Raw genomic sequence first — 22,911 nt, forward strand, 5'->3', positions numbered from 1 at the left:
GGGGAAAATCTGACCTTGACAACGCGAGCGAGCTGCCATCAACTAGTCGGATGACCGATCCGTCCGTCGACGCGCTCCGGACGGGCGCGGTTCCGGCCTCCCCCACCGGCCTTGCTCTCGATCGACTCGCCGGCTACCTGGCGGAGCACCGACCCGGGTTGGCGGCGGGGCCGTTGCAGGCCCGACTGATCGCCGGCGGCAAATCCAACCTCACCTACCTGCTGCGCCTCGGCGACCGCGAGGTGGTGCTCCGCCGACCCCCGCTGGGGCACGTGCTGGCGACCGCCCACGACATGGGCCGCGAGTTCCGGGTCATCTCGGCGCTGGCCCCGACCGCGGTGCCGGTGCCCGAGGCGCTGCTGCTCTGCACCGACCCCGACGTGATCGGCGCACCGTTCTATCTGATGGAACGGGTGCCCGGCGAGGTGTTCCGCACCCGCGCACAGACCGACCCGCTCGGCGACGACCGACGCCGCGCACTTGCCATGGCGATGATGGACACGCTCGCCGCGCTGCACACCGTCGAACCCGCTGCCGTCGGGCTTGACGACTTCGGCCGCCCGGACGGCTACCTGGCCCGGCAGATCCGCCGCTGGGCCGGGCAGCTCGACCGCTCGCGCAGCCGCGACCTGCCCGGCATCGACGAACTGCGGGACCTGTTGGCGGCGACCGCACCGGAGGGCGCCAACGCCGGCCGGATCGTGCACGGCGACTACCGGCTCGACAACCTCCTCGCCTCGGCCGACCCGGTGGCCGTGCACGCCGTCCTCGACTGGGAGATGGCCACCCTCGGGGACCCCCTCGCCGACCTGGGGCTGCTGCTGACGTACTGGGACGTGCTGGGTGGCAGCGAGAAGGCCGCCGGCAACCCGGTCGCCGACGGGCTCGGCCCGCACGCCGGGTTCCCCACCGGCGCCGAGCTGATCGACAGGTACGCCGGCCGCAGCGACGTCGACGTCGGCCCCCTGCACTGGCACGTGGCGTTGGGCTGCTTCAAGCTCGCTGTCATCTGCGAGGGCATCCACTACCGGCACACGCTCGGCCAGACCCTCGGCGAGGGCTTCGACCGGATCGGCGACATGGTGGCACCGCTGGTCGCGCACGGGCTGACCGCCGCCAGGGAGCGGTGATGGACTTCTCGTACGACACAAGGACCGAGGAGCTGCGCGACGAGCTGACCCGGTTCCTGACCGAGCACGTCTACCCGGCCGAGGCCGTACACGCCGAGCAGGTGGCAGCCGGCGATCCGTGGTCGCGTACCCCGGTGCTGGCCGAGCTGAAGGCGGAGGCCCGCAGGCGCGGCCTGTGGAACCTGTTCCTGCCCGACCCGCGTTACGGGGCCGGCCTCACCAACCTCCAGTACGCGCCGCTGGCCGAGCTGACCGGCCGCAGCCCGCACCTGGCGCCGGAGGCTGTCAACTGCGCGGCACCGGACACCGGCAACATGGAGTTGCTCGCCGAGTTCGGTTCCGAGGCGCAGCGGGAGCGGTGGCTCATGCCGCTGCTGGAGGGCGAGATCCGCTCCGCGTTCTGCATGACCGAGCCGGACGTCGCGTCCTCCGACGCCACGAACATCGCGACCCGGATCAGCCGCGAGGGCGACGAGTACGTGATCAACGGCCGCAAGTGGTGGTCGTCCGGGGCGATGGACCCGCGCTGCGAGATCTTCATCGTGATGGGCAAGACCGACCCCGCGGCCGATCGGCACCGCCAGCAGAGCATGGTGCTGGTCCCCCGGGACACCCCAGGGGTGACGGTGCGCCGGGGCATGCACGTCTTCGGCTACACCGACGGTTCCCACGGCGGGCACGCCGAGATCGACTTCACCGACGTGCGGGTGCCTGCGGAGAACCTGATCGGCGCGGAGGGCACCGGCTTCGCCATCGCCCAGGCCCGACTCGGCCCGGGCCGCATCCACCACTGCATGCGGCTGATCGGCATGGCCGAACGGGCACTGGAACTGCTCTGCCGCCGGGCCAACGAGCGGATCGCCTTCGGCCGACCCCTCGCGGAGCAGGGCGTCGTCCGGGAGTGGATCGCCGAGTCGCGGGTCCGCATCGAACAGGCCCGCCTGCTGGTGCTCAAGACGGCCTGGCTGATGGACACCGTCGGCAACAAGGGCGCCCACACCGAGATCCAGGCCATCAAGATCGGCACGCCGGCGATGGCGGAGTGGGTGATCGACAAGGCCATCCAGGGGTACGGCGGCGCGGGCGTCAGCCAGGACACCCCACTGGCTGCCCTGTGGGCGCAGGCACGCACGCTACGCCTGGCCGACGGCCCCGACGAGGTCCACCGCAACTCCCTCGCCAAACGCGAACTCCGCCGCTGGACCTCCACCCCCGCCTGACACCACGCCCCACGCCCCGCCCGCTGCTGGCGCCGGCCGCGCAGAGGCGGGGCGGAGCAGAGGCGGGGCGGGGCGGGTTAGGCGGAGGCTCGGTGGATCAGCTGGGTGTCCAGGAGGATGTGCTGGGCGGGGATGTCTTCGCCACGGATGCGAGCCACCAGCAGGCGGGCCATCTGCCGACCCATCTCCTCCACCGGCTGGAAGACAGTGGACAGCGGCGGGTCGGCCTGCCGGGCGACCGGCGCGTCGTCGAAGCCGATCACCGCGACGTCCTCGGGGACCCGTCGGCCGAACTCCCGCAGGGTACGCAGCGCACCGAACGCCATCAGGTCGGACGCGACGAACACCGCGTCCAGATCCGGGCAGGCGTTCAGCAGCCGGCGCATGCTTGTCGCGCCGCTGCCCTCGCTGAAGTCGCCGTACGCGATCAGGTCGGGGTTGACGCCGGTCCCGGTGGCCTTGACGGCCTCGGTGTAGCCGGCCAACCGGGCCAGGCCCACCCCCATGTCCTGTGGGCCGGCGATGGTGGCGATCCGACGGCGCCCCTGGCCGGTCAGATACTCCACCGCCTGCCGCGCTCCGCCAACGTTGTCCACATCGACGAACCAGGCCGGCTGCGCGCCGGGTTGCAGCATCCGTGCCGGCCGGCCGCCGAGCACGGCGGGCAGGTTCCGCTCCTCCAGCAGGGTCGGCAGCGGGTCCGAGTCGTGCAACGACAACAGGAGTACGCCGTCGACGTGCTGGTTGGTCAGGTGGTGTTCGACGCGCTCGCGCTCCACCGGTGACTGGGCCATCGCCAGCCAGAGCTGCATGGGCGTCTCCAGCAGCCCGGAGCTGATCCCCCGCACGATGCCGGCGAAGAACGGCTCGGTGAAGACCCGCTCGCCGGATTCGGACACCACCAGCGCCACGGAGTCGGTCCGTTGGGTGACAAGTGCGCGGGCAGCCCTGTTCGGGACGTACCCCAGCTCGGCGATCGCCTGTTGGACCGCGGCCCGGGCCTCCGGGCTGACCTGAGGCGAGCCGTTGACCACGCGGGAGACCGTGCCCCGACCCACGCCGGCGCGCGCCGCGACCGCGTCGAGGGTCGGGCGCCCGAGCGACCGGGTGCGCTGCGTTGTCATCGTCTGCTCCTCCGACGGCGGGCGGGCCTGGCGCCACCTGCGGGAGGTGGACACCAGGACCGCCCTGATGGCTGGCCCGAGCCTATTGTGCGGCCAGACCGTTGCGTCGGATCACCGAGGCGTACCACCTGGCGCTGGACTTGGGGATCCGGGTCTGGGTGTCGTAATCGACATGGATCATGCCGAAACGCTTTGTGTAACCCCAGGCCCACTCGAAATTATCCATCAGCGACCAGGCGAAGTAGCCCTTCAGGGGCACCCCTGCATCGATTGCCTCGTGCGCGGCGCGCAGGTGGGCGTCGAAGTAGCCCAGCCGGTCGACATCGTCGACCTGCCCGTCGACGACCTCGTCGACGAACGCGGAGCCGTTCTCGGTGACGTAGAGCGGCAGGTCGGTGTAGTCCTCGTGCACCCGACGCAGCGTCTCGACCAGACCCGGGGCGTCGATCTCCCAGCCCATGTCGGTGACCGGGAAGCCCCGGGAGACGAACCGGACGTCCTCGCTGCCCGGCCAGCAGGACGGTGCCCGCCAGTACGGCTCCGGCTCGGCGCCCTCGGCGGGAGCCGCGACGACGTGCCGGCTGTAGTAGTTGATCCCGACCAGGTCCAGCGGCGTGGAGATGGTCGCCAGGTCGCCGTCGTGCACGTGATCGAAGTCAGTCACCGTGCTGAGGTCGGACACCAGATCCGCCGGGTACGACCCGCGCAGCAGCGGGTCGAGGAAGAAGCGGTTGGCCAGCGCGTCGATCCGCCGGGCCGCGTCCACGTCGGCGGGGGCGTCACTGGCCGGGTCGACCGGGTAGAGGTTGACCGTCACACCCACCTCGGCGGTGGGCCGTGCTGCCCGCAGCGCCTGCACGGCAAGCCCGTGCCCGAGCATCAGGTGGTGTCCGGCGCGGACCGCGTCCGCCCCGTTCGACCGGCCCGGAGCGTGCACGCCCGAACCGTAGCCCAGGAACGCCGAGCACCACGGCTCGTTCAGCGTCGTCCAGTAGCGCACCCGGTCACCGAGCGCGTCGGCGACAAGCGTCGTGTAGTCGGCGAACCGGGCGGCGGTGTCCCGGGCCGGCCAGCCACCGGCGTCCTCCAACTCCTGGGGAAGGTCCCAGTGGTAGAGGGTGAGCCACGGCTCGATGCCGTTCGCGAGCAACTCGTCGACGAGGCGCCGGTAGAAGTCCAGGCCCTGCGGGTTGGCAGCGCCCGTACCGCCGGGCTGCACCCGGGGCCAGGAGACCGAGAAACGGTACGACTTCAGGCCCATCTCCGCCATCAGCGCGACGTCGCCGCCGAGCCGGTGGTAGTGGTCGCACGCCACGTCGCCGGTGTGCCCGGCGACCACCAGGCCGTCGGTGTGGCTGAACGTGTCCCAGATCGACGGGGTACGGCCGTCCTCGGCCGCAGCCCCTTCGATCTGGTATGCCGCGGTCGCGGCACCCCACAGGAAACCGGGTGGAAAGGTCAGCCCCTGGCGCTCGTCGAGGACGTCGACGGCGGGTGGGCTGGCGGGGTTGCTCACGACTTGACGGCACCTTCCATGATCCCGCCAATGATCTGGCGGCCAAACACGAGAAAGACGATCACCAGGGGGATGGTGCCGATCGCCGTGGCGGCGAACACCTGGGAGTAGTCGGTGTAGTAGGCGTACGAGAGGAAGGAGAGCGAGACCTGAAGGGTCGGGTTCTCCGGAGAGAGGATGGCGTACGGCCAGAGGAACGAGTTCCAGGTCTCCATGAAGGTCAGCAGACCGAGGACGCCGGCGGCGGGACGCAGCGCGGGCAGCACGATGCTCCAGTAGATCCGGAACGTGCTCGCCCCGTCGACGCGGCCGGCCTCGATCAGCTCGTCGGAGATGGCCTGGCTGGCGTACTGCCGCATCATGAACACGCCGAAGGCGCTGACCAGGAACGGCACGGTGACCGCGTAGAGGGTGTCGTACCAGCCCAGGTCCTGCATCATGCCCCAGAGCGGGATGAGGCCCATCTGGGTCGGGATCATCATGGTGACGATGATCGCCAGCAGGAGGGCGTTGCTGCCCCGGAACCGCAGTTTGGCGAAGGCGAACCCGGCCAGCGAACCGGTGAGCACCACCGACACGGTGACCACCGAGGAGACGATGATCGAGTTCATCATGCCGGTGAGGAAGTTGGCGGCGTCGTTGTCGAGCACCCGCCCGAAGTTGTCACCGAACGCCCCGCCGGGGGTCAGCGGCGGCGGCACGTCGTTGATGTTGTCCAGGCTGCGGCTGCCGATCACCAGCATGTAGTAGAACGGGTAGATCGACAGCAGCGCCGCCAGGACGAGCGCCATGTAGGTCAGCGGGCTGGTGCGCCACAGGCGCTGGGAAGCCGAGATCATCGATCTCTCCTCACTTCGCCGAGCGGCGGACGAGTAGGAAGTTGAACAGCGACACCACGACGATGATCATGAAGATCGCCCAGGCGACCGCGGCTCCGTAGCCGGCGGTGTTCAGGTTCACGATGCCCATCTCGTACATGTACATGGCCAGCGTCTGGAACTCCCGCTGGTTGCCGCCGATGATGTTGCCGTTGCCGAAGAGCAGGGGCTCGGTGAAGAGCTGCATGCCGCCGATCGTGGACAGGATGACCACGAAGATGAAGGTGGGCTTGAGCATGGGCAGGGTGATCTGCCAGAACTGCCGCCACGGGCTGGCGCCGTCGATCGCCGCGGCCTCGTAGAGGTCCTTCGGGATGGCCTGCATGCCGGCGAGCAGGATCAGGGTGTTGTACCCGGTCCACCGCCAGTTGACCATGGAGGAGATGGCGAACCAGGAACTCCACCGCTGCCCGTCCCAGTCGACCGGGTCGACACCGACGAAGCTGAGCAGCCAGTTGAACAGGCCGAACTCCCGCTGGAACAGCATCCCGAAGACGATCGCGACGGCGGCCACCGACACCACGTTCGGCATGAAGATGGCCATCCGGAAGAAGGTCTTGGCGCGCAGGAGGGTCCGGTTGAGCAGGTTCGCCAGGAAGAGGGCGAGCAGCAACTGCGGGATGGTCGACAGTGCGAAGATGCCGAACGTGTTGACCAGCGCGTTCCAGAAGTACTCGTCGGACATCAACCGGGTGTAGTTGTCGAAGCCGATGAACGAGTGGTCGCCGATCATGTCCCAGTCGTGCAGGGACATCCAGGCGGTACGCACCATCGGGTACAGCCCGAACGTGCCGAAGATCAGGAAGAACGGGGCGATGTAGAGGTACGGCGAGTACTTGACGTCGAGACGGTTGAGCAACCTTCCCCGGCGACGTCGTGAGGAGACGTCGCGAGAAGGAGGAGGTGCTGCTGGCGACGGCGGCGCCGTCGTGGCCGACAGGCTCATGCGAATTTCCTTTTCCGGCGAGGCCCGGGGGCCCTCGCGCAGGGTGCTACGCGGAGGGGACCGGCCGGTGGCGTCCGGGAAGCCCCGGACGCCACCGACAGGGAATCACTCAGAAGGCACCCTGAGTCTTTGCGTCCTTCGTGAACTGCTCCCAGGCCTTCGCCTTGTCGGCCTGCCCGTTCTCGAACGCCCGCAGAGCCGGCTCGAGCGCGTTCTCCTTCACCGCCTGGTGCTTCGGACCCAGGTGGATCGGCTGGATCTTGGCGACGCTCTCCCCGAAGATCTTGCCGGTCGGCGCGTTGCTGAAGTACTCGTTGGTGTAGCCGAGGAACGCCGGGTCCTTCAGCGCCTCCAGGTTGGTGGGCAGCGGGCCCTTGGCCTTGAAGGCCTCCACCTGGCTCTTCGCGTTGGTCAGGTACTCGGCGAGCTTCGCCGCCTCCTTCGGGTACTTGCTCTGCGCCGGAACCGCGAGCCACGAGCCGCCCCAGTTGCCGCCGCCGCCCGGAACAGACGCGACATCCCACTTGCCCTTGTTGGCCGGACCGGAGTTGTCCGACACGATGCCGAGCATCCAGGACGGGCAGAAGGTGGCCGCGAAGGTGCCCTGCTTGAAGCCACCCGACCACTCGGGCGACCAGGTGGACGCCTTGGCGGAGATGTCCACCATCGAGGTGGCGGTGTCCCAGGCGTTCTTCACCGCGGGGCTGGTGTCCGCGATGATGTTGTCTTCCTTGTCGTAGAACAGGTCCCCGTTGCCCTGGAAGAGCACACCGTTGGAGACGGCGGTGATCGAGTCGATGAACGCCTTGCCGCCGCTGCCCTGCTTGTACTTCAGACCGGCGTCGTGGAAGCCCTTCCAGTCCTGCCAGAGCGCCGACACCTGGTCGCGCTCGGTGGGCAGGCCAGCCGCCTCGAACAGGTCCTTGCGGTAGCAGACGGCGAGGCTGCCGACGTCGGTCGGCAGGCCGATCAGCCGGCCGTCCGGCGCCTTGCCCAGCTCCCACTTCCAGGGCAGGTATTCCTTCGAGTGGTCGGCGACCAGCGGCGCGAGGTCTTCCCAGTTGCGCGCGTTGGGCTTGAACTCGTTGAGGATGCCCTCTTCCAGGGCGGTGACGTCCGCCGCGCCCTTGCCGGTGGCCAGGTAGCGGACCAGCTTCGGCCGGTAGTCACCGAGCTGCGCGGTCTTGCGCAGCTCGACCTTGATGCCGGTGTCCTTCTCGTACTGCTTGACGAGCTCGTCGTAGCCCATCTCGCCGAAGGTGTCGACAACCAGCTTGGCCGGCTTCTCGCCGGCCGCCGGCTTGTCGTCGTCCTTGCCGCATGCCGTAAGACCGCTGACGGCGGTGATCGCGGCCAGGGCAGCGACCGCCAGGCGGGTACGCCGCGTGGTGAGGCGCATCTGTAACCCCTCTTTCGGTGGTGAGGCTTTCAGTCGGGTGTGGTGGGGGTGCTGGTGGCGAATCCCGGTGGGCGCTGCCACGGATCGCACCCGGCGCGCGGCGGGTGACCCGCACCACTCCGGGAGCGCTCCCATGAGATTGCCGGCGCGGTCCGGGGGTGTCAATAGACCGTTGGGAGCGTTCCCAGATCGTTACCGCCCTGTTTCAGGCGGGCACTCGCAGGGCTGATCAAGGGCCGTGCACACCTCGGCGCGGCCGTCCCAGGGACCGTCAGCAGAAGCGACGCAGCAACGTCGTGGTGACGGCGGGGTCGAAGAACGTGGGGTCGAAGCCGTCGGCGACCCAGTCGCTGAGCATGACCCGCTCCGGATGCGTCGGATCCGACAGGGCAGCCAGCAACGCGTGGTAGCCCACCGGGCCACCGATGCCCTCCGGCGGGCAGGCCCACTCGCCGTCCAGGCAGATCGGGTACCGCTCGTCGGGATCGGCGGTCAGCGCGTCCTCCACGACGAGGTCGTGCTCCCACCAGTCCCCGAAGTCGTACGTGTAGGAGAACCGGCTGCCCTTGCCGAGCACCGCGTCCAGCCGCACGTCCAACTCGTCGTGCAGCACCAGGTCGCCGTCCGGGTCGGGCTCGCCGTACTGCACGGCGTCGATCTCGAACGAGTGCAGGTGGCAGTCCCGCCAACCCATCGCGTGCTGCACCACCCGGTGCAGCCGGTCCAGCGTGTAGCCGGCCGGCACGAGCACCCGACGCCACACCGGCGGGCGGACTCCGGCGACGGACATCTTCAGCTGGAAGATCTGACGCGGCATGCTGTCCTGTCCTCCCGCGGCTTAGGCTGCCAGCATGATCTGCCGAGCGTGCCGGGCCCGGCGACACGACGACTGCCCGGGCCGGAACTGGTGCGACTGCCAGCACCGTACCGCCCAACCGACCCCTCCGGTCACTGGTCCGGCCGGCGAATGACCGTCGGAATTCCGATTCGACGGCTCTGGCCCGAGCCGTCGACCGAGCCGCTCGACGACGCCGCGCTGACCGCCCTGTACGGCCGCGCCGACCAACCCCGACTGCGTGTCAACTTCGTGGCCAGCCTGGACGGTGCGGTCACCGTCGACGGCTACTCCGCCGGGCTCTCCGGCGAGCCGGACAAGCGGGTGTTCGGGATGCTGCGGATGCTCTGCGACGCCCTCGTGGTGGCCGCCGGCACCCTGCGGCACGAGGGCTACCGCGCGGTCCGCCTGAGCGAGAACCGCCGCGCCTGGCGGCGGGCGAACGGGCTGGCCGCGTACCCGACGCTTGTGGTCGTCTCCGGCTCGCTGGGCCTGGACCCGGCGCAGGCGGCCTTCGCCGACGCGCCGGTCCGGCCGATCGTGCTCACCCACTCCGGCGCCGAGCCGCCGCCCGGCCTGACCGACGTCGCCGACCTGCTGCGCTGCGGTACCGGCCGCGTCGACCTGGCCGCCGGCCTCGCCGAACTGCACGGGCGAGGGCTGACCCAGGTGCTCTGCGAGGGTGGCCCGCACCTGCTCGGCGCGCTCACCGCCGCCGACCTGGTCGACGAACTGTGCCTCACCGTCGCGCCGCTGCTCGCCGGCCCCGGCGCCGGCCGGATCACCGCCGGCGACGCCAGCGCGCCCCGGCACCTGCCGCTGCGGCACGTGCTCGCCGCCGACGACGGCGTCCTCATGCTCCGCCACGCCCGCCCGTAGGAACGGAGCAGCGGGCACGGGTTGTCGCCGGCTGCACACCCCCTGTCATGAGTGTGACGGGGCATCGTGTCGTCCGCCGCGTCGCGTGGCGACCTGTCGTACTCCTCGGGCAGGATGCACGTCATGCGCGCCGACCGTGTTGCCCGACCGACCCACCTCGCCCGATGACCGACCGCGACCTCGACAGTCCGGGCGAGGCGGTCGGCCGGGTGCTGGGCACCGCCGACGCCACCCCGTTGCAGTTCTGGACGGCCGTGGCGCCCGGCAGTTACCTCCAGCTCGACGACGTGGTGGTCACCCGGCGCGAGCTGCCCAACCGGGAGCCGGTGACGATCGCCGGGGTGGTCACCCAGGTCCGCGCCCGCCACGAGGGCGCCCAGTTCGACTCGGACGTGTTCGCCATCGCCGACGGCACGCTGCCGGCGCAGGTGCAGGAGGCGGCCGAGGTCACCACCACCCGTGTCGACCCCGAGCTCTACGTGCCGCCGACCCCTGGCGCTGTGGTGCACCGGGCCGAGGGCGACGCCCGCGCCCGCGCGCTGCACTTCGACCGGATGGAACGGCGCATCCCGATGGGCATGGGCCGCGACGGTGTGCCGGTCTACCTCAACGCCGACTTCCTCGACGGCAGCCGCGGCGCGCACGTCTCGATCTCCGGCATCTCCGGGGTGGCCACCAAGACCAGCTTCGCCACCTTCCTGCTCTACTCGGTGTTCCGCTCCGGGGTGCTGGGCGGCGACGCGGTCAACGCCAAAGCGCTGATCTTCAACGTCAAGGGCGAGGACCTGCTCTTCCTGGACCACCCCAACACCCGCCTGGACGAGCCGACCCGCGCGGCGTACGCGAAGCTGGGGTTGAGCGCCGGCGCGTTCCCCGACGTCCGGGTCTACGCCCCGCCGCGCCCCGGCGACTCGTCGGGCACCCCCGACGTGAGCAGCCGGCTCACCGGCGTCGACAGCTTCTACTGGACGCTCAGCGAGTTCTGCGCCGACCGCCTCCTGCCGTACGTGTTCGCCGACGCCGACGACGAACGCCAGCAGTACACGATGGTGGTCCACTCGGTCACCGCGCACCTGGCCCGCTACGCGCAGCCGGCCGACGGCGGGGTGAGCATCGACGGCGTGCGGCTCGGCTCCTACGGCGATCTGGTCGACCACATCGTCGACCAGCTCAACGACGACGAGACCCGCTCCGACTGGGCGGGCAGCGCGGTCGGCCTGGGCACCGTCAACGCATTCGCCCGGCGGTTGATCGGCAGTAAGAAGGACCTGGCCCGGCTGATCCGCGGCGACCTGGCCACGCGCCGCCCGCACTCGATCAACACGAGCGAGTCGGCGCAGGTCACAGTTGTCGACCTGCACAACCTGCCGGACCGCGCGCAGCGTTTCGTGGTCGGTGTGACGCTCAAGAGCGAGTTCGAGCGCAAGGAGAAGTCGGGCACCGCCAAGCCGTTGCTCTTCGTCGTCCTGGACGAGCTCAACAAGTACGCCCCCAGGGAAGGCTCCTCCCCCATCAAGGAGGTGCTGCTCGACATCGCCGAGCGGGGCCGCTCCCTCGGGGTGATTCTGATCGGCGCGCAGCAGACGGCGAGCGAGGTGGAGCGGCGCATCGTCACCAACTCGGCGATCCGGGTGGTCGGCCGGCTCGACCCGGCCGAGGCGTCCCGCCCGGAGTACGGGTTCCTCCCGCCCGCCCAGCGGCAGCGGGCGTTGCTGGCCAAGCCGGGCACCATGTTCGTCAACCAGCCGGACATCCCGGTGCCGCTGTGCCTCGAGTTCCCGTTCCCGGCATGGGCGACCCGGGTCTCCGAGGCGGGCCGGGCACCATCGGAGACGTTGCGTTCGATCACCCAGTCCGCCGACCCGTTCGCCGTGGTGGGCTCCGGCGGCGGCACCGACGACGACATCCCGTTCTAGGTAGGGCCGGTGCAACTGTGAAGATCCTGCACACCTCCGACTGGCACGTGGGAAAGGTGCTCAAGGGGCAGTCCCGGGCCGAGGAGCACAAGGCCGTGCTGGCCGGGGTGATCGACATCGCCCGTGCCGAGCAGCCGGACCTGGTGATCGTCGCCGGTGACCTCTACGACACGGCCGCGCCCACCTCGGAGGCGACCCGCCTGGTCACCCGGGCGTTGACGGCGCTGCGGCGTACCGGCGCGGACGTGGTGGCGATCGGCGGCAACCACGACAACGGTCCGGCGCTGGACGCGCTGCGGCCATGGGCCGAGGCCGCCGGCATCACGCTCCGTGGCGGCGTACGGGAAAATCCGGACGAGCACGTGATCGACGGCACCACCGCCGACGGGGAGCGGTGGCAGCTCGCCGCGCTGCCGTTCCTGTCCCAGCGGTACGCGATCCGCGCGCTGGAGATGTACGAGCTGACCGCCGCGGAGGCCAACCAGACGTACGCCGACCACCTGGGTCGGGTGTTGGCCCGACTCACCGAGGGTTTCACCGAGCCGGACCGGGTGCACCTGGTCACGGCGCACGTGACGGTGACCGGGGCGGCTGCCGGTGGCGGCGAGCGGGACGCGCACACGGTGCTCGGCTACGCGGTGCCGGCGACCGTCTTTCCGGCCAACGCGCACTATGTGGCGCTGGGCCATCTGCACCGGGCGCAGCGCGTCGAGGGTCCCTGCCCGGTGCGCTACAGCGGCAGCCCGCTCGCTGTCGACTTCGGCGAGCAGGAGAATGTCCCCTCGGTGACGTTGGTCGACGTCAGCGCCACCACCGCCGCCCGGATCCGGGAGGTGCCGGTGACGGCGGCGAGCGCGCTGCGCACCGTGCGGGGCACCCTGGCCCAGCTCGCCGAGATCGAGGCGCCCGACGCATGGCTGCGCGTGTTCGTGCGGGAGCAGCCCCGCGCCGGCCTGCGCGAGGAGATCCAGGAGTTGCTCCCCCGGGCGTTGGAGATCCGGATCGATCCGGAGATGCTCGCCACGCCGGGCAGTGGCGCCCGCATCGCGCAGCGCTCGGGGCGCTCGCCACGGGAGTTGTTCGCCGACTACCTGGACAGCCGGGGGCACTCCGACGAGGGCGTCCGGGAACTCTTCGACGAACTCTTCGAGGAGGTCGAGCACTGATGCGTCCGATGCGGTTGGACATGGCCGGTTTCACGGTCTTCCGGGACGAGACGACAGTCGACTTCACCGATGCCGATTTCTTCGCCCTGATCGGCCCGACCGGCTCGGGTAAGTCCACTGTGCTCGATGCCATCTGCTTCGCCCTCTACGGCATGGTGCCCCGCTGGGGTGGCCCGCGAGGGCTTGCCAACGCGCTCGCGCCGTCGGCCGCCGAGGCCCGGGTGCGGCTGGTGTTCGAGTCCGGCGGCGCCCGCTACGTGGCGACCCGGGTGGTGCGCCGGGACGGTCGGGGCAACGTCAAGACCGCGAACGCCGGATTGCAGCTGATGCCGGCCGGGTTCGACGTGACGAAGCTGGACACCGGCTTGAGCCCGGACGACCTCGGCGAGGTGGTGGCCGGTACGCCAGCCGAGATGGAGCAGGCGGTGCTGGAGGCGGTGGGGCTGCCGTACGAGCAGTTCACCAGCTGCGTGGTGCTGCCGCAGGGCCAGTTCGCCGATTTCCTGCACGCCAAGCCGGCGACCCGGCAGCAGATCCTGGTCAACCTGCTCGGCCTGGGCGTCTACGAGGACGTCCAGAAGAGGGCTTCGGCGCGTGCCGCGCAGGCGGAGGCCCGGCTGGACGCGGTCGACCAGTTGCTCGCCGGCCTGACGGGTGTGGACGACGAGGCGTTGGCCGAGGCCGACGCCCGGGTCGACCGCATGGTCGAGTTGGCAGGCGCGGTGACCGCAGCGGTGCCGGAGTTGGCGGCGGCCCGGGCGAGGGCTCAGGAGGCGGCGGCAGCCCTGACCGCGCTTGACGACGAGCTGACAGTGCTGACCGGGATCAAGGCACCGCGTGGGGTGGCCGAGGTCGCCCGCGCGGTGAGTGCGGCGCGGGCCGAGGCCGAGGCTGCTGCCACCGCCGTGTCGCTTGCCGAGGAGCGCGAGGAGAAACTGCGCGGCGAGTTGGCCCGCGCCGGGGACGAGAGCGCGCTGCGAATGCTGCTGCGGGCGTACGACGATCGGGACCGACTGACCGGCGAGGCCGAGACGGTCCGGGCGACGGTGCGCGCGGCGCACGACGAGCACACGGCGGCGGTGGCCGCGCTGGCCGCCGCCCGCGTGGACGCCGAACGGGCCGACGCCGAGTTGGAGGCGGCGTTCCGGGCGCACGAGGAGGCGAAGGCCACCGACCTGGCGGTGAGCCTGCGCACGCACCTGCATCCGGGCGCGCCGTGCCCGGTCTGCGAGCAGCCGGTGGCGCAGGTGCCTGCGGTGCCGGCCGACTCGGCGGTGGCCGCCGCTACGGCGGCGGGCAAAGCGGCGCGGGCCGCCACCAAGGCCGCCCAGGCGACTGTGCAGCAGAGGGACGCGGCGGCGCGCGACCTGGAGCGGTTGTTGGTGCAGGCCCGTGCCCGGCAGGAGCAGGTGGACGCCCGGCTGGCCGACCTCGACGGGCAACTCGCCGGCGCGGCCGAGCCGGCGGTGCTGCACCGGGAGTTGGCCGAGCACGCCCGGCTGCGGCGCGCCCTGGACGAGGCGGCGACCGCCGTGCGGGCCGGCCGGGACAGCGCCCGCCAGGCCCGTGCCGGGGTGGACGCCGCCGAGGAGCGGTTGCGCGCTTCCTGGCGGGCCTTCGACGCCGCCCGCGACGGGCTGGCCCGGTTCGGACCGCCCGCCACCGACAGGGACGACGTGGCCGCCGCGTGGACGGCGCTGACGGGTTGGGCGAGCACCGAGGTGGAGCGCCGACGTGCCGACCGGGCGGCTCGGGCCGGTGTCGTCGCGGAGGCCGAGGCGGCTGCCGACGCGGTGCAGCAGGGCATCGCCGCCATCTTCGCCGCGGCCGACGTGCCGGTCGCCGACGATCCGGTGCGTGCGGCGACGGTTGCGGTGGAGCGGGCCGAGGGTGACAGGCGTCGGCTGGCCGAGCGGCGCGAGCAGGCCGGGGCGCTGCGGGAGCAGCGGGCCGGTCACGAGCGGGAGGCTCAGGTGGCGCGCGCGCTCGCCGGGCACCTGCGGGCCAACAACTTCGAGCGGTGGCTGCTGGCCGAGGCGTTGGATCTGCTTGTCGACGGCGCGTCGGGCATCCTGCGGGAGTTGTCCTCCGGCCAGTACGAGCTGGTGCACGACAAGGGCGAGTTCTTCGTGGTCGACCAGCACGACGCCGGACTGCGTCGCGGTGTGCGCACCCTGTCCGGCGGTGAGACGTTCCAGGCGTCGCTGGCGTTGGCCCTCGCGCTCTCCGAGCAGTTGGCCGGCATGTCGACGACAGCGGCGAGCCTGGAGTCGATCGTCCTGGACGAGGGTTTCGGCACCTTGGACGCTGCCACTTTGGACACGGTGGCCGCGACCCTGGAAAACCTGGCCGCCCGGGGTGACCGGATGGTCGGCGTGGTCACGCACGTCCCGGCGCTTGCCGAACGCATCCCGGTCCGCTTCGAGGTGCGCAAGGATGCCCGTTCGGCGCGGGTCGAGCGGACGGGCCGGTGAGCGCGAGGAGCGCAGCGCAGCGGAGCCCCGCAGTCGCAAACGAAAGGCTGGCCCGGTGAGCGACGCGGCTTTCTTCGTCGACTCGTGGGATCCGGCCTACGGCGCGTCGTTCGAGGCGTCCGCGTCGGGGCCGGCCGCGCCGAGCAGCGCGCAGGTAGACGCGGACGTGGAGTTGCCCGCCGTGGACTGGCGGGCGATCGGGGTACGCGCCGGCGTGCGGTCGCCGGATGTGGTGCTGCTTGTCGACGGGGTCCGTCGGATCGACGCGAGCATCTGGACGGCCGAGGCCGACGGGGGGTCGTTCCCGGGGTTGGCCGCCTCGTACGCGGCGGGGGTGGTCCGCTGCGATCTGGGTCGGGGTGCGGCGCAGCTGGCCGGGACCCGGGTCGGTCGGGGTTTGTTCACGGCGAGCCCGTCGGCGCAGGACGTGGTGGCGGGGGCGATCCGCTATCCGGTGCACCGGGTGGGTGGCACTGGTGAGCTGGCGAAGCTGCCTGCGGCCGTGCAGGGCCCGTTGACGGCGCTGGAGGTGGCGGTGTCCGACGCCGCCCGGGTCGACGGGGACCTGCTGGTGGTGGACGGCCCGCTGCGGAGCCGCCGGCAGTTGCCGCGCACGTTGGGTTACATCAAGACCCAGCACAGCCAGTACCTGGATGCCCGGTTGACGGCGGTGGTGACCGGTCTGGCGTCGGGTGAGCGTTCGCCGGTGTTCCGGCTCGGCACGGCCTGGGGTGGCTGGTCGTGGTATTTGCGGCTGCCGGTGGCGCTCGGGGCGCCGTGGGCGGGCATCGTGCGGGTGGAGTGTTCGGCCGACCTTCCCGTGGAGGCGGCGATCGAGCTGGCCGACCTGTCGCTTGTCACCCTGCCCCGGTTCGCGTCCACGCCGTACAAGGATCCGCGGGCCCCGCAGAACCTGGTCCCGATCGCCGGGCTGGAGCGCCGCCTGCGGGCGCTGCTCGGTGATTCCCGGCTGCTGCACCGCGCGTTGACCGCCGCGGCCCGCGTCGGCCGTTGATCGGGTCTGGTCACTGTGGGGCGTAAGCGGGCGACTGACCGGCTGGTGGAGCAGGTGGACACCGGGCAGGCGGAGCTTGTTCCGGACCCGGATCGGGCGGGTTCGTGGACGCTGCTGCTGGACGGCGCGCCGCAGTCGCACGTCGATCTGACCGACCCCACACATCTGGAGTTCGAGTACGTCCGGCGGCTGGCCGCCGCACTGGACCTGATCGCGCCTGCCGGCCAGCCGCTGCGGGTGCTGCACCTCGGTGGCGGTGCGTTGACCCTGCCCCGGTATGTCGCCGCGACCCGACCGAAATCCACGCAGCGGGTGTCCGAGGTGGACGGTGCGCTCGTGGAGTTGGTGCGTCGAGCGTTGCCCTGGCCGGCCGATGCCCGGCTGCGGGTGCGCGTGGAGGATGCGCGGGCCGTGTTGGCCTCGACGCGGGACGCCAGCTACGACGTGGTGGTCGCCGACGTCTTCGCCGGTGCCCGTACCCCGGCGCATCTCACCTCTGTGGAGTACGCCGCCGAGGTGGCCCGTGTGCTCAGCCCGGCGGGATGGTATCTGGCGAACCTTGCCGACGGCCCGCCGCTGCGGCACGCCCGTGGTCAGGTCGCCACGGTCCGCGCGGTGCTGCCGCAGGCGTGCCTGGTCGGGGACGCGGCGGTGCTGCGTGGCCGCCGGTACGGCAATCTGGTGCTGGTGGCGGGCCGGTCCACTCCCCCGGTGCCCGAGTTGACCCGGCGGGCGGCGGGTGACTGGTTTCCCGGTCGGGTGGTGGCCGGCGACGACCTGGACCGTTTCGTCGGTGGCGCACAGGTGGTGCGTGATGCCGACGCGACAGGCTCGGATCCGCCGCCGCCGGGCCTGTTCTCCGTCCGTCGCTGACGTCGCCGCAGAACTTTTTCCCCGGATTGTTGATCCGCTCGCCTCCCCGGTGCGTACCACCGAGCGGCTCGCCTTGTGGGGGCGGCGGTGGTAACGGACATCCCGGAGGTCTGCATGCATGCGGTGGCGGCCGGTTGGCATGGGGACGCGGTTCGCGCTGACTGGTTGTCGGCGCGGTCGTCGTCGAGGCCGACTTCGTCTGCCCGTGGGGTCGACGCCCGGGCGTCGTCTCGCCAGAATGGTCCGGTGACGCCCCGATCGGCGCCCGGGCGCCACCAGGCGACGACCTCCGAGGCCAGCCACTCTGACCAGTTGATCCGGCTGCTGTACGCGGAACACGCTGGCCCGTTGCTGATGTTCGTCATGCGGCTCACCGGGGGGGACCGGCAGCGCGCGGAGGACATCGTGCAGGAGACGCTGCTGCGGGCCTGGCGCAACGCGCATCGCCTCGGCACGCAGGGGCAGGGGTCGTTGCGGCCCTGGCTGGTCACTGTGGCACGCCGGATCGCCATCGACGAGCATCGCAGCCAGGAGGCCCGGCCGCCGGAGACGTACGACCGGGACCTGACGGCGTTCGCCGAGGCGGACAGCACCGACCGGGTGCTACGCACGATGACTGTGGCGGACGCACTGCGTACGCTCAGTCAGTCGCACCGGGAGATCCTGATCTCGACGTACTTCAGGGGGCGGACGGTGCCGGAGGCCGCCGAGGAGTTGGGGCTTCCGTTGGGCACCGCCAAGTCGCGGGTCTACTACGCGCTGCGCGCGCTGCGCACGGCTCTGCAGGAGCGGGGGGTGACAGAATGAGCCGACCGGATCACATGGACGTCGCGGCGTACGCGCTCGGCGTGCTCGACGAGCAGGACACCGAGCGGTTCGAGGAACATCTCGCCGCGTGCTGGGCGTGCGCGGCCGAGTTGGAGACGATGGTGCCGGTGGTGGGCCTGCTCTCCGACATCGACGGCGAGACGATGATGGCGATGGAGCAGACCGCCACCGATCCGGCCCTGTTGGATCGGACGTTGGTGGCAGTCCGGACCGACCGTCGGCGTACGCGGTTTCGTCAGTTGCTCGCCACTGCGGCGGCGGTGGTGGTGTTCGGCGGCCTGACCGGGTACGGCTTCGTGAGCGTGGCCGGGGACGACTCTCCGGGGATCGTCGCGGAGCCGGCGCCGAGCCCGGTGGTGAACGATCCCCCGACGAGCGCGCCGACGGCACCGCCGAGTGGCCCCGGCGTCGGCGGCACCGAGGAGGAGGGCGATCAGGTCGACGCCACCGATCCGACGACGGGCGTGCAGACGACGATGTTCCTTGTGGATCGGGAGTACGGCACCCGCATCAACTTCAGTCTGCGGAAACTGCCTGGGCCGCGTACCTGCCGGTTGGTGGTGGTGCGTAAAAACTCCACCACCGAGGTGATCTCGACGTGGTCGGTTCCCGAGGGCGGATATGGCACCAACAATCGTCCGCAGGGTCTCGAACTGAGCGCTTCGACGTCGGCGCGGTCGAGCGAGATCAAGCAGCTCCAGGTGCAGTCGGTCGACAGTCATGGTGTGGCAAGCCCGCTGGTCACGGTGCCCATGTAAGGTCGCGTACCCTGTCGGCGCCGGTCATTTTCCAATGACCGGCGCCGATCTGTTTGTGGTGGCGGAGAGGTCCCGCGTAGGGGCGTACGGATGACCGTCCCATTCGGTTCAACCAATTTGAGTGAAATTGACCACTGTTACTACTTCAACCTTGACAGCCCGCACTCCGTACCTATGGGTGAACTGCCAAGAATGAGGAGGGCACGTGGCACAGATGAAGCGGACCGTCATCCTGGTGAGCGCGATGGTCGCACTAACGGCCTGCGCTCCCGCGGGTTACGACGGGGCGAACACGAGCGCGGCCGAGCCGGTCGCCGTCGCCGCGGCCGAGCCCACCGCGGCGGCTGAACCCGAGGCGTCGGCAACCCCGGACGCGCCAGTCGCCGATGCGCCGCCGCCCGCGGACGTGGACCTGACCGAGAAGTTGATCGGTAAGAAGGTCGCCCGGATGGGCAGCGTCGTCACCGACCAGGACGGCTGGATCCTGTACCGCTTCGACAAGGACACCGCCGACCCGCCCGCGTCGAACTGCGTCGACAAGTGCGCGCAGGTCTGGCCGCCGGCCCTGACCGACGGAAACCCGGAGCTCACCGGGGTCTCCGACGACAAGGTGGGCAGCGTGACCCGGCAGGACGGCACCCGTCAGCTCACCATCGCCGGCTGGCCGGTCTACCGCTACATCGGCGACAAGAAGCCCGGCCAGTGGAAGGGCCAGGCCGTCGGCGGCACCTGGTTCGTGGTCCAGCCGGACGGCAAGAAGAACCTGAGCTGCCTGCCCACCTCCACGCCGAAGGCTGTCGCCCCGCCGGCGGACAGCGGAGCGAGCGACTCCGGTGGCGGCAGCACGTACTGATCCCGTACGCATGAAGGGCTCGATGGTCGGTCGTCGCCGGGGAGGGCGCGACCGACCATCGTCGTGTGCGCGGGGTCCGCTGGGAGCGGCGGTGACCCGGGCCGGAGCCCCACCTGGCAGAGTGGCGGGGTGACCGAGACCGAGCCCGCCGCGACCCGGGTGCTGCACCCGCCGGTCGGCTACCGGCTGACCGCGTCGGTCCGCGCCCTGACCTTCAGCCCGTACGACCCGTGCGCGCGCATCGCGGCGGGCACCTTCTGGTGGGCCACCCGCACCTCGGACGGCCCGGCCACGCTCGCCCTGCGCCCGGCCGGTGGTGACCTGATCGCCGAGGGCTACGGGCCGGGCGCCGAGCAGGTGGTGGCTCGCGCCGACGCGATCGCCGGGCTACGCGACGACCTGACCGGCTTCGCCGAACTGGCGGCGGCGCACCCGCTCGTCACCCGGCTGGCCCGGGAGCACCGGGGCCTGCGGATGCCCACCACCGGGCAGGTCTTTCCCCGGCTGCTGCGCGCCGTGTTCGAGCAGAAGGTCACCGGCAAGGAGGCCTACCGGGCGTACTCGGCGACGGTGCGGCACTTCCGTGAGCCGGCGCCCGGCCCACTGCAACCGCTACTGCTCCCGCCGGAGGCCGCAGCGGTGGCCGCCACCCCGTACTGGGTGTTCCACCCGTTCGGCGTCGAGCAGCGCCGCGCCGACACGCTGCGTCGCGCCGCCGCGCTGGCCGACAGGTTGGAGCGCTGCGCCGACACCACCGAGGCGACCCTCCGGCTGACCGCCATTCCCGGTATCGGCCCGTGGACCGCCGCCGAGGTGGTCCGGATCGCCTACGGCGACCCGGACGCGGTGAGCGTCGGCGACTACCACATCCCGAACACTGTGGCCTGGGCGCTCGCCGGGGAGGCGCGCGGCGACGATGCCCGGATGCTTGCCCTGCTGGAGCCGTTCCGGGGCCACCGGGGTCGGGTCTGCGTGCTGCTGGAGGCCGCCGGCATCCAGGCGCCGAAGTACGGCCCGCGCGCCCCGATCCGCTCGTTCGCCCGGTTCTGACCACGCCGTCGCAGCCCGCTCAGCGTCAGCCCTGCTCGCTTCGACGCTTGAGGCCCTCGGTCTCCAGCCGCAGGTAGCGCCGGAGCAGACCGCCGTACAGCAAGCCCACCGGCCCGGCCAGCGGCCCGGACTGGACGATGGCCAGCTCGACCCGGGTGCCGCCGCCCGGCAGCGGCGACAGCAGGTGTTCCCCACTGGTGTGCACACCTGGGGTGTCGGAGACCCAGGTGAAGCTCCGCCCCTCGGTCAGCTCGGTGACCCGCCACACCGCCGGCCGGAGCTTCGGCTGGGTCAGCCGGGCTGTCGCGCCGACGGCGAGCGGCCCCTGCTCGCCCCGCTCGACGCGGCTGGCCGAGGCCGTCCACTCTGGCCACCGCTGCACGTCGACAAGCACCTCCCAGACCCGCTTGGCGTCGGCGGCGATGTCCGTACCCGCTTCGAACCGCATCTCTCGTCCTCCCCCGCGCGGCGCCGCCCGGCGCCGCTGCGCGAGGGGGACGAGCCGACGCGGCGAATCGTGACGCGGGCGTCCGACGCCCGGCCAGGGCGCGCGGCGTCGGTCAGGCGGCCTCGCGCAGATCGGCAAGGCTCAGCGGGGTACGCCGGGCGAGCAACTCCTCAAGCTCCGGTACCGATCCGACCTCGCCCAGCACGTTGCGGCCACCGCCGAACCGCTCCGGGTATCGGCGGGTCAGCCGGTACCGGTAGCGGCCCCGGATCAGCTCGACGCTCACCCGCCACCGCCCGCAGCAGTCACAGACCCACTCGGACATCTCGCGAAAGTAGCTCTGACCTGCGGTTATCTGATTCGCCCGGTCGGGACGAGCGGCGCTCGGACGGACACGCCGCCCTCGCCTCCACCGTGATGTGCCTCACGACTGTCGGCACCGTCTGATTGACTGGTCGCCGTGGACCTGCCGATCAACCCGCCGGTCGAGCCGATGCTGGCCAAGAGCGTTCCCAAGCTGCCCACCACCGCCGGGCTGACCTACGAGCCCAAGTGGGACGGGTTCCGGTGCATCGTGTTCCGCGACGGCGACGAAGTCGAGCTGTCCAGCCGGGGTGGCAAGTCGATGACCCGTTACTTCCCCGAGGTGGTCGAGCAGGCCCGCCGACAGTTGCCGCAGCGGTGCGCCGTCGACGGGGAGCTGATCGTGATCCGGCGCGACGGGCCGGGCGGCCAGCCCCGGTTGGATTTCGAGCTGCTGGCCCAGCGCGTCCATCCGGCGGCGTCCCGGGTGAAGATGCTGGCCGAGACCACTCCCGCCGACTTCGTGGCGTTCGACCTGCTGGCGATCGGTGACGAGGCCCTGCTGGACCAGCCCTACCCGCGCCGCAGGGAGCGGCTGGTCGAGGCGTTGGCAGGCGTACGCCCGCCGGTGCACGTCACCCAGGTCACCACCGATCCGGAGACCGCGCAGCGCTGGTTCGACGTCTTCGAGGGCGCCGGTCTGGACGGCCTGATCGTCAAGCCGGCCGACCTGCCGTACGAGCCGGGCAAGCGGTTGATGTTCAAGGTCAAACACGCCCGCACGGCGGACGCTGTGGTGGCCGGCTTCCGCTGGCACAAGTCCGGCCCGGTGGTGGGCTCGCTGCTGCTCGGCCTCTACGACGACGCGGGCGTCCTGCACCATGTCGGCGTGAGCGCGTCGTTCAGCATGGCCCGCCGTGCCGAGTTGCTCGACGAGTTGGCGCCCTACCGGGACACCGGCGGCGAGCATCCGTGGGTGCACGGCGACCACGAGCGCGGCCAGCGCATCCCGGGCGGGGTGAGCCGGTGGACCGGCACGAAGAACCTTGAGTGGGAGCCGCTCCGTCCGGAGCTGGTGGTCGAGGTGGCATACGACGCGATGGAAGGTGACCGTTTCCGGCACACCGCCCGGTTCGTCCGCTGGCGTCCGGACCGCGATCCCCGCTCCTGCCGGTACGACCAGCTCGACCGCCCGATCCGCTACGACGTGGACGAGGTGCTGCGCGGCGACCCGACCGCCACCGTGGACAGGGCCGCCACCGGCCCGGCGTAGCCTGGCCGTCGACTCGACACCGGAGGA

Annotated in this window: 21 protein-coding genes; 13 read left to right on the top strand and 8 right to left on the bottom strand. The window is 71.3% G+C overall.

The features are described from left to right. Positions 1–50: 50 nt before the first annotated feature. Both F4558_RS18590 and F4558_RS18595 read left to right on the top strand, forming a co-directional pair. Positions 51–1,130, top strand: a complete 1,080-nt coding sequence (locus F4558_RS18590; RefSeq protein ID WP_053653532.1) for a phosphotransferase family protein — start codon at positions 51–53, stop codon at positions 1,128–1,130. Further along, positions 1,130–2,350: an acyl-CoA dehydrogenase family protein gene (locus tag F4558_RS18595; RefSeq protein ID WP_167945305.1), complete on the top strand. Its 1,221-nt coding sequence runs from the start codon at positions 1,130–1,132 to the stop codon at positions 2,348–2,350. The genes F4558_RS18590 and F4558_RS18595 overlap by 1 nt, the downstream gene beginning before the upstream one ends. 77 nt (positions 2,351–2,427) lie before the next feature. Here the strand turns inward: F4558_RS18595 and F4558_RS18600 are convergent, their stop codons facing one another. The 6 genes from F4558_RS18600 to F4558_RS18625 all read right to left on the bottom strand — a co-directional run bounded on the left by F4558_RS18600 (position 2,428) and on the right by F4558_RS18625 (position 9,030). Then, positions 2,428–3,474 carry a LacI family DNA-binding transcriptional regulator gene (locus F4558_RS18600; protein WP_167945307.1) on the bottom strand — a complete coding sequence of 349 codons (1,047 nt, stop codon included), beginning with the start codon at positions 3,472–3,474 and terminating at the stop codon, positions 2,428–2,430. Between the two features lie 82 nt (positions 3,475–3,556). Continuing rightward, positions 3,557–4,990 carry a GH1 family beta-glucosidase gene (locus F4558_RS18605; protein ID WP_167945309.1) on the bottom strand — a complete coding sequence of 478 codons (1,434 nt, stop codon included), beginning with the start codon at positions 4,988–4,990 and terminating at the stop codon, positions 3,557–3,559. Then, positions 4,987–5,829 carry a carbohydrate ABC transporter permease gene (locus tag F4558_RS18610; protein WP_053653528.1) on the bottom strand — a complete coding sequence of 281 codons (843 nt, stop codon included), beginning with the start codon at positions 5,827–5,829 and terminating at the stop codon, positions 4,987–4,989. Before F4558_RS18610 ends, F4558_RS18605 begins: the two co-directional genes overlap by 4 nt. Before the next feature lie 10 nt (positions 5,830–5,839). Further along, complete coding sequence (locus F4558_RS18615) at positions 5,840–6,814, bottom strand: carbohydrate ABC transporter permease (RefSeq protein WP_053653527.1); 975 nt, start codon at positions 6,812–6,814, stop codon at positions 5,840–5,842. A gap of 109 nt (positions 6,815–6,923) precedes the next feature. After that, positions 6,924–8,213, bottom strand: coding sequence for an ABC transporter substrate-binding protein (locus tag F4558_RS18620; RefSeq protein WP_053653526.1), 1,290 nt, complete (start codon positions 8,211–8,213; stop codon positions 6,924–6,926). 271 nt (positions 8,214–8,484) lie between these two features. Then, positions 8,485–9,030, bottom strand: a complete 546-nt coding sequence (locus F4558_RS18625; protein ID WP_053653525.1) for a plasmid pRiA4b ORF-3 family protein — start codon at positions 9,028–9,030, stop codon at positions 8,485–8,487. 150 nt (positions 9,031–9,180) lie between these two features. Between F4558_RS18625 and F4558_RS18630 the strand changes: the two genes are divergently transcribed. From F4558_RS18630 to F4558_RS18675, 10 genes are all read left to right on the top strand, one after another. Further along, entirely contained in the window at positions 9,181–9,927 is a 747-nt protein-coding gene (locus F4558_RS18630) for a pyrimidine reductase family protein (RefSeq protein WP_167945311.1), read from the top strand. A gap of 164 nt (positions 9,928–10,091) precedes the next feature. Beyond that, a complete protein-coding gene (locus F4558_RS18635; RefSeq protein WP_053653523.1) occupies positions 10,092–11,843 on the top strand; it encodes an ATP-binding protein in 1,752 nt (583 codons plus the stop codon). 17 nt (positions 11,844–11,860) lie between these two features. Next, a complete protein-coding gene (locus F4558_RS18640) occupies positions 11,861–13,009 on the top strand; it encodes an exonuclease SbcCD subunit D (protein WP_053653522.1) in 1,149 nt (382 codons plus the stop codon). Beyond that, complete coding sequence (locus F4558_RS18645; protein WP_167945313.1) at positions 13,009–15,483, top strand: AAA family ATPase; 2,475 nt, start codon at positions 13,009–13,011, stop codon at positions 15,481–15,483. Before F4558_RS18640 ends, F4558_RS18645 begins: the two co-directional genes overlap by 1 nt. A gap of 55 nt (positions 15,484–15,538) precedes the next feature. Continuing rightward, a complete protein-coding gene (locus F4558_RS18650; RefSeq protein WP_053653520.1) occupies positions 15,539–16,498 on the top strand; it encodes a hypothetical protein in 960 nt (319 codons plus the stop codon). Between the two features lie 15 nt (positions 16,499–16,513). Continuing rightward, positions 16,514–17,371, top strand: a complete 858-nt coding sequence (locus tag F4558_RS18655) for a spermidine synthase (protein ID WP_167945315.1) — start codon at positions 16,514–16,516, stop codon at positions 17,369–17,371. Positions 17,372–17,485: 114 nt separating this feature from the next. Further along, positions 17,486–18,178, top strand: a complete 693-nt coding sequence (locus F4558_RS18660; RefSeq protein WP_053653658.1) for a sigma-70 family RNA polymerase sigma factor — start codon at positions 17,486–17,488, stop codon at positions 18,176–18,178. Next, the gene (locus F4558_RS18665) at positions 18,175–18,957 is read left to right on the top strand and encodes an anti-sigma factor family protein (protein WP_053653518.1); all 783 of its coding nucleotides are present in this window, start codon (positions 18,175–18,177) and stop codon (positions 18,955–18,957) included. The genes F4558_RS18660 and F4558_RS18665 overlap by 4 nt, the downstream gene beginning before the upstream one ends. A gap of 205 nt (positions 18,958–19,162) precedes the next feature. Beyond that, positions 19,163–19,810: a hypothetical protein gene (locus F4558_RS18670; protein ID WP_053653517.1), complete on the top strand. Its 648-nt coding sequence runs from the start codon at positions 19,163–19,165 to the stop codon at positions 19,808–19,810. A gap of 129 nt (positions 19,811–19,939) precedes the next feature. Then, complete coding sequence (locus F4558_RS18675; protein ID WP_167945317.1) at positions 19,940–20,860, top strand: DNA-3-methyladenine glycosylase family protein; 921 nt, start codon at positions 19,940–19,942, stop codon at positions 20,858–20,860. A 25-nt stretch (positions 20,861–20,885) separates the two neighbouring features. On the opposite strand, the gene F4558_RS18680 is transcribed toward F4558_RS18675, so the two are convergent. Next, positions 20,886–21,308 carry an SRPBCC family protein gene (locus F4558_RS18680; RefSeq protein ID WP_167945319.1) on the bottom strand — a complete coding sequence of 141 codons (423 nt, stop codon included), beginning with the start codon at positions 21,306–21,308 and terminating at the stop codon, positions 20,886–20,888. A gap of 112 nt (positions 21,309–21,420) precedes the next feature. After that, positions 21,421–21,633: a hypothetical protein gene (locus F4558_RS18685; protein ID WP_053653514.1), complete on the bottom strand. Its 213-nt coding sequence runs from the start codon at positions 21,631–21,633 to the stop codon at positions 21,421–21,423. A gap of 135 nt (positions 21,634–21,768) precedes the next feature. Between F4558_RS18685 and F4558_RS18690 the strand changes: the two genes are divergently transcribed. Continuing rightward, positions 21,769–22,884 (top strand): ATP-dependent DNA ligase, encoded by a 1,116-nt coding sequence (locus F4558_RS18690; RefSeq protein WP_053653513.1) that lies wholly within the window; start codon positions 21,769–21,771, stop codon positions 22,882–22,884. The last annotated feature ends 27 nt before the right edge of the window (positions 22,885–22,911 follow it).

The organism is Micromonospora profundi (assembly GCF_011927785.1).
Classification (GTDB): Bacteria; Actinomycetota; Actinomycetes; order Mycobacteriales; family Micromonosporaceae; genus Micromonospora; species Micromonospora profundi.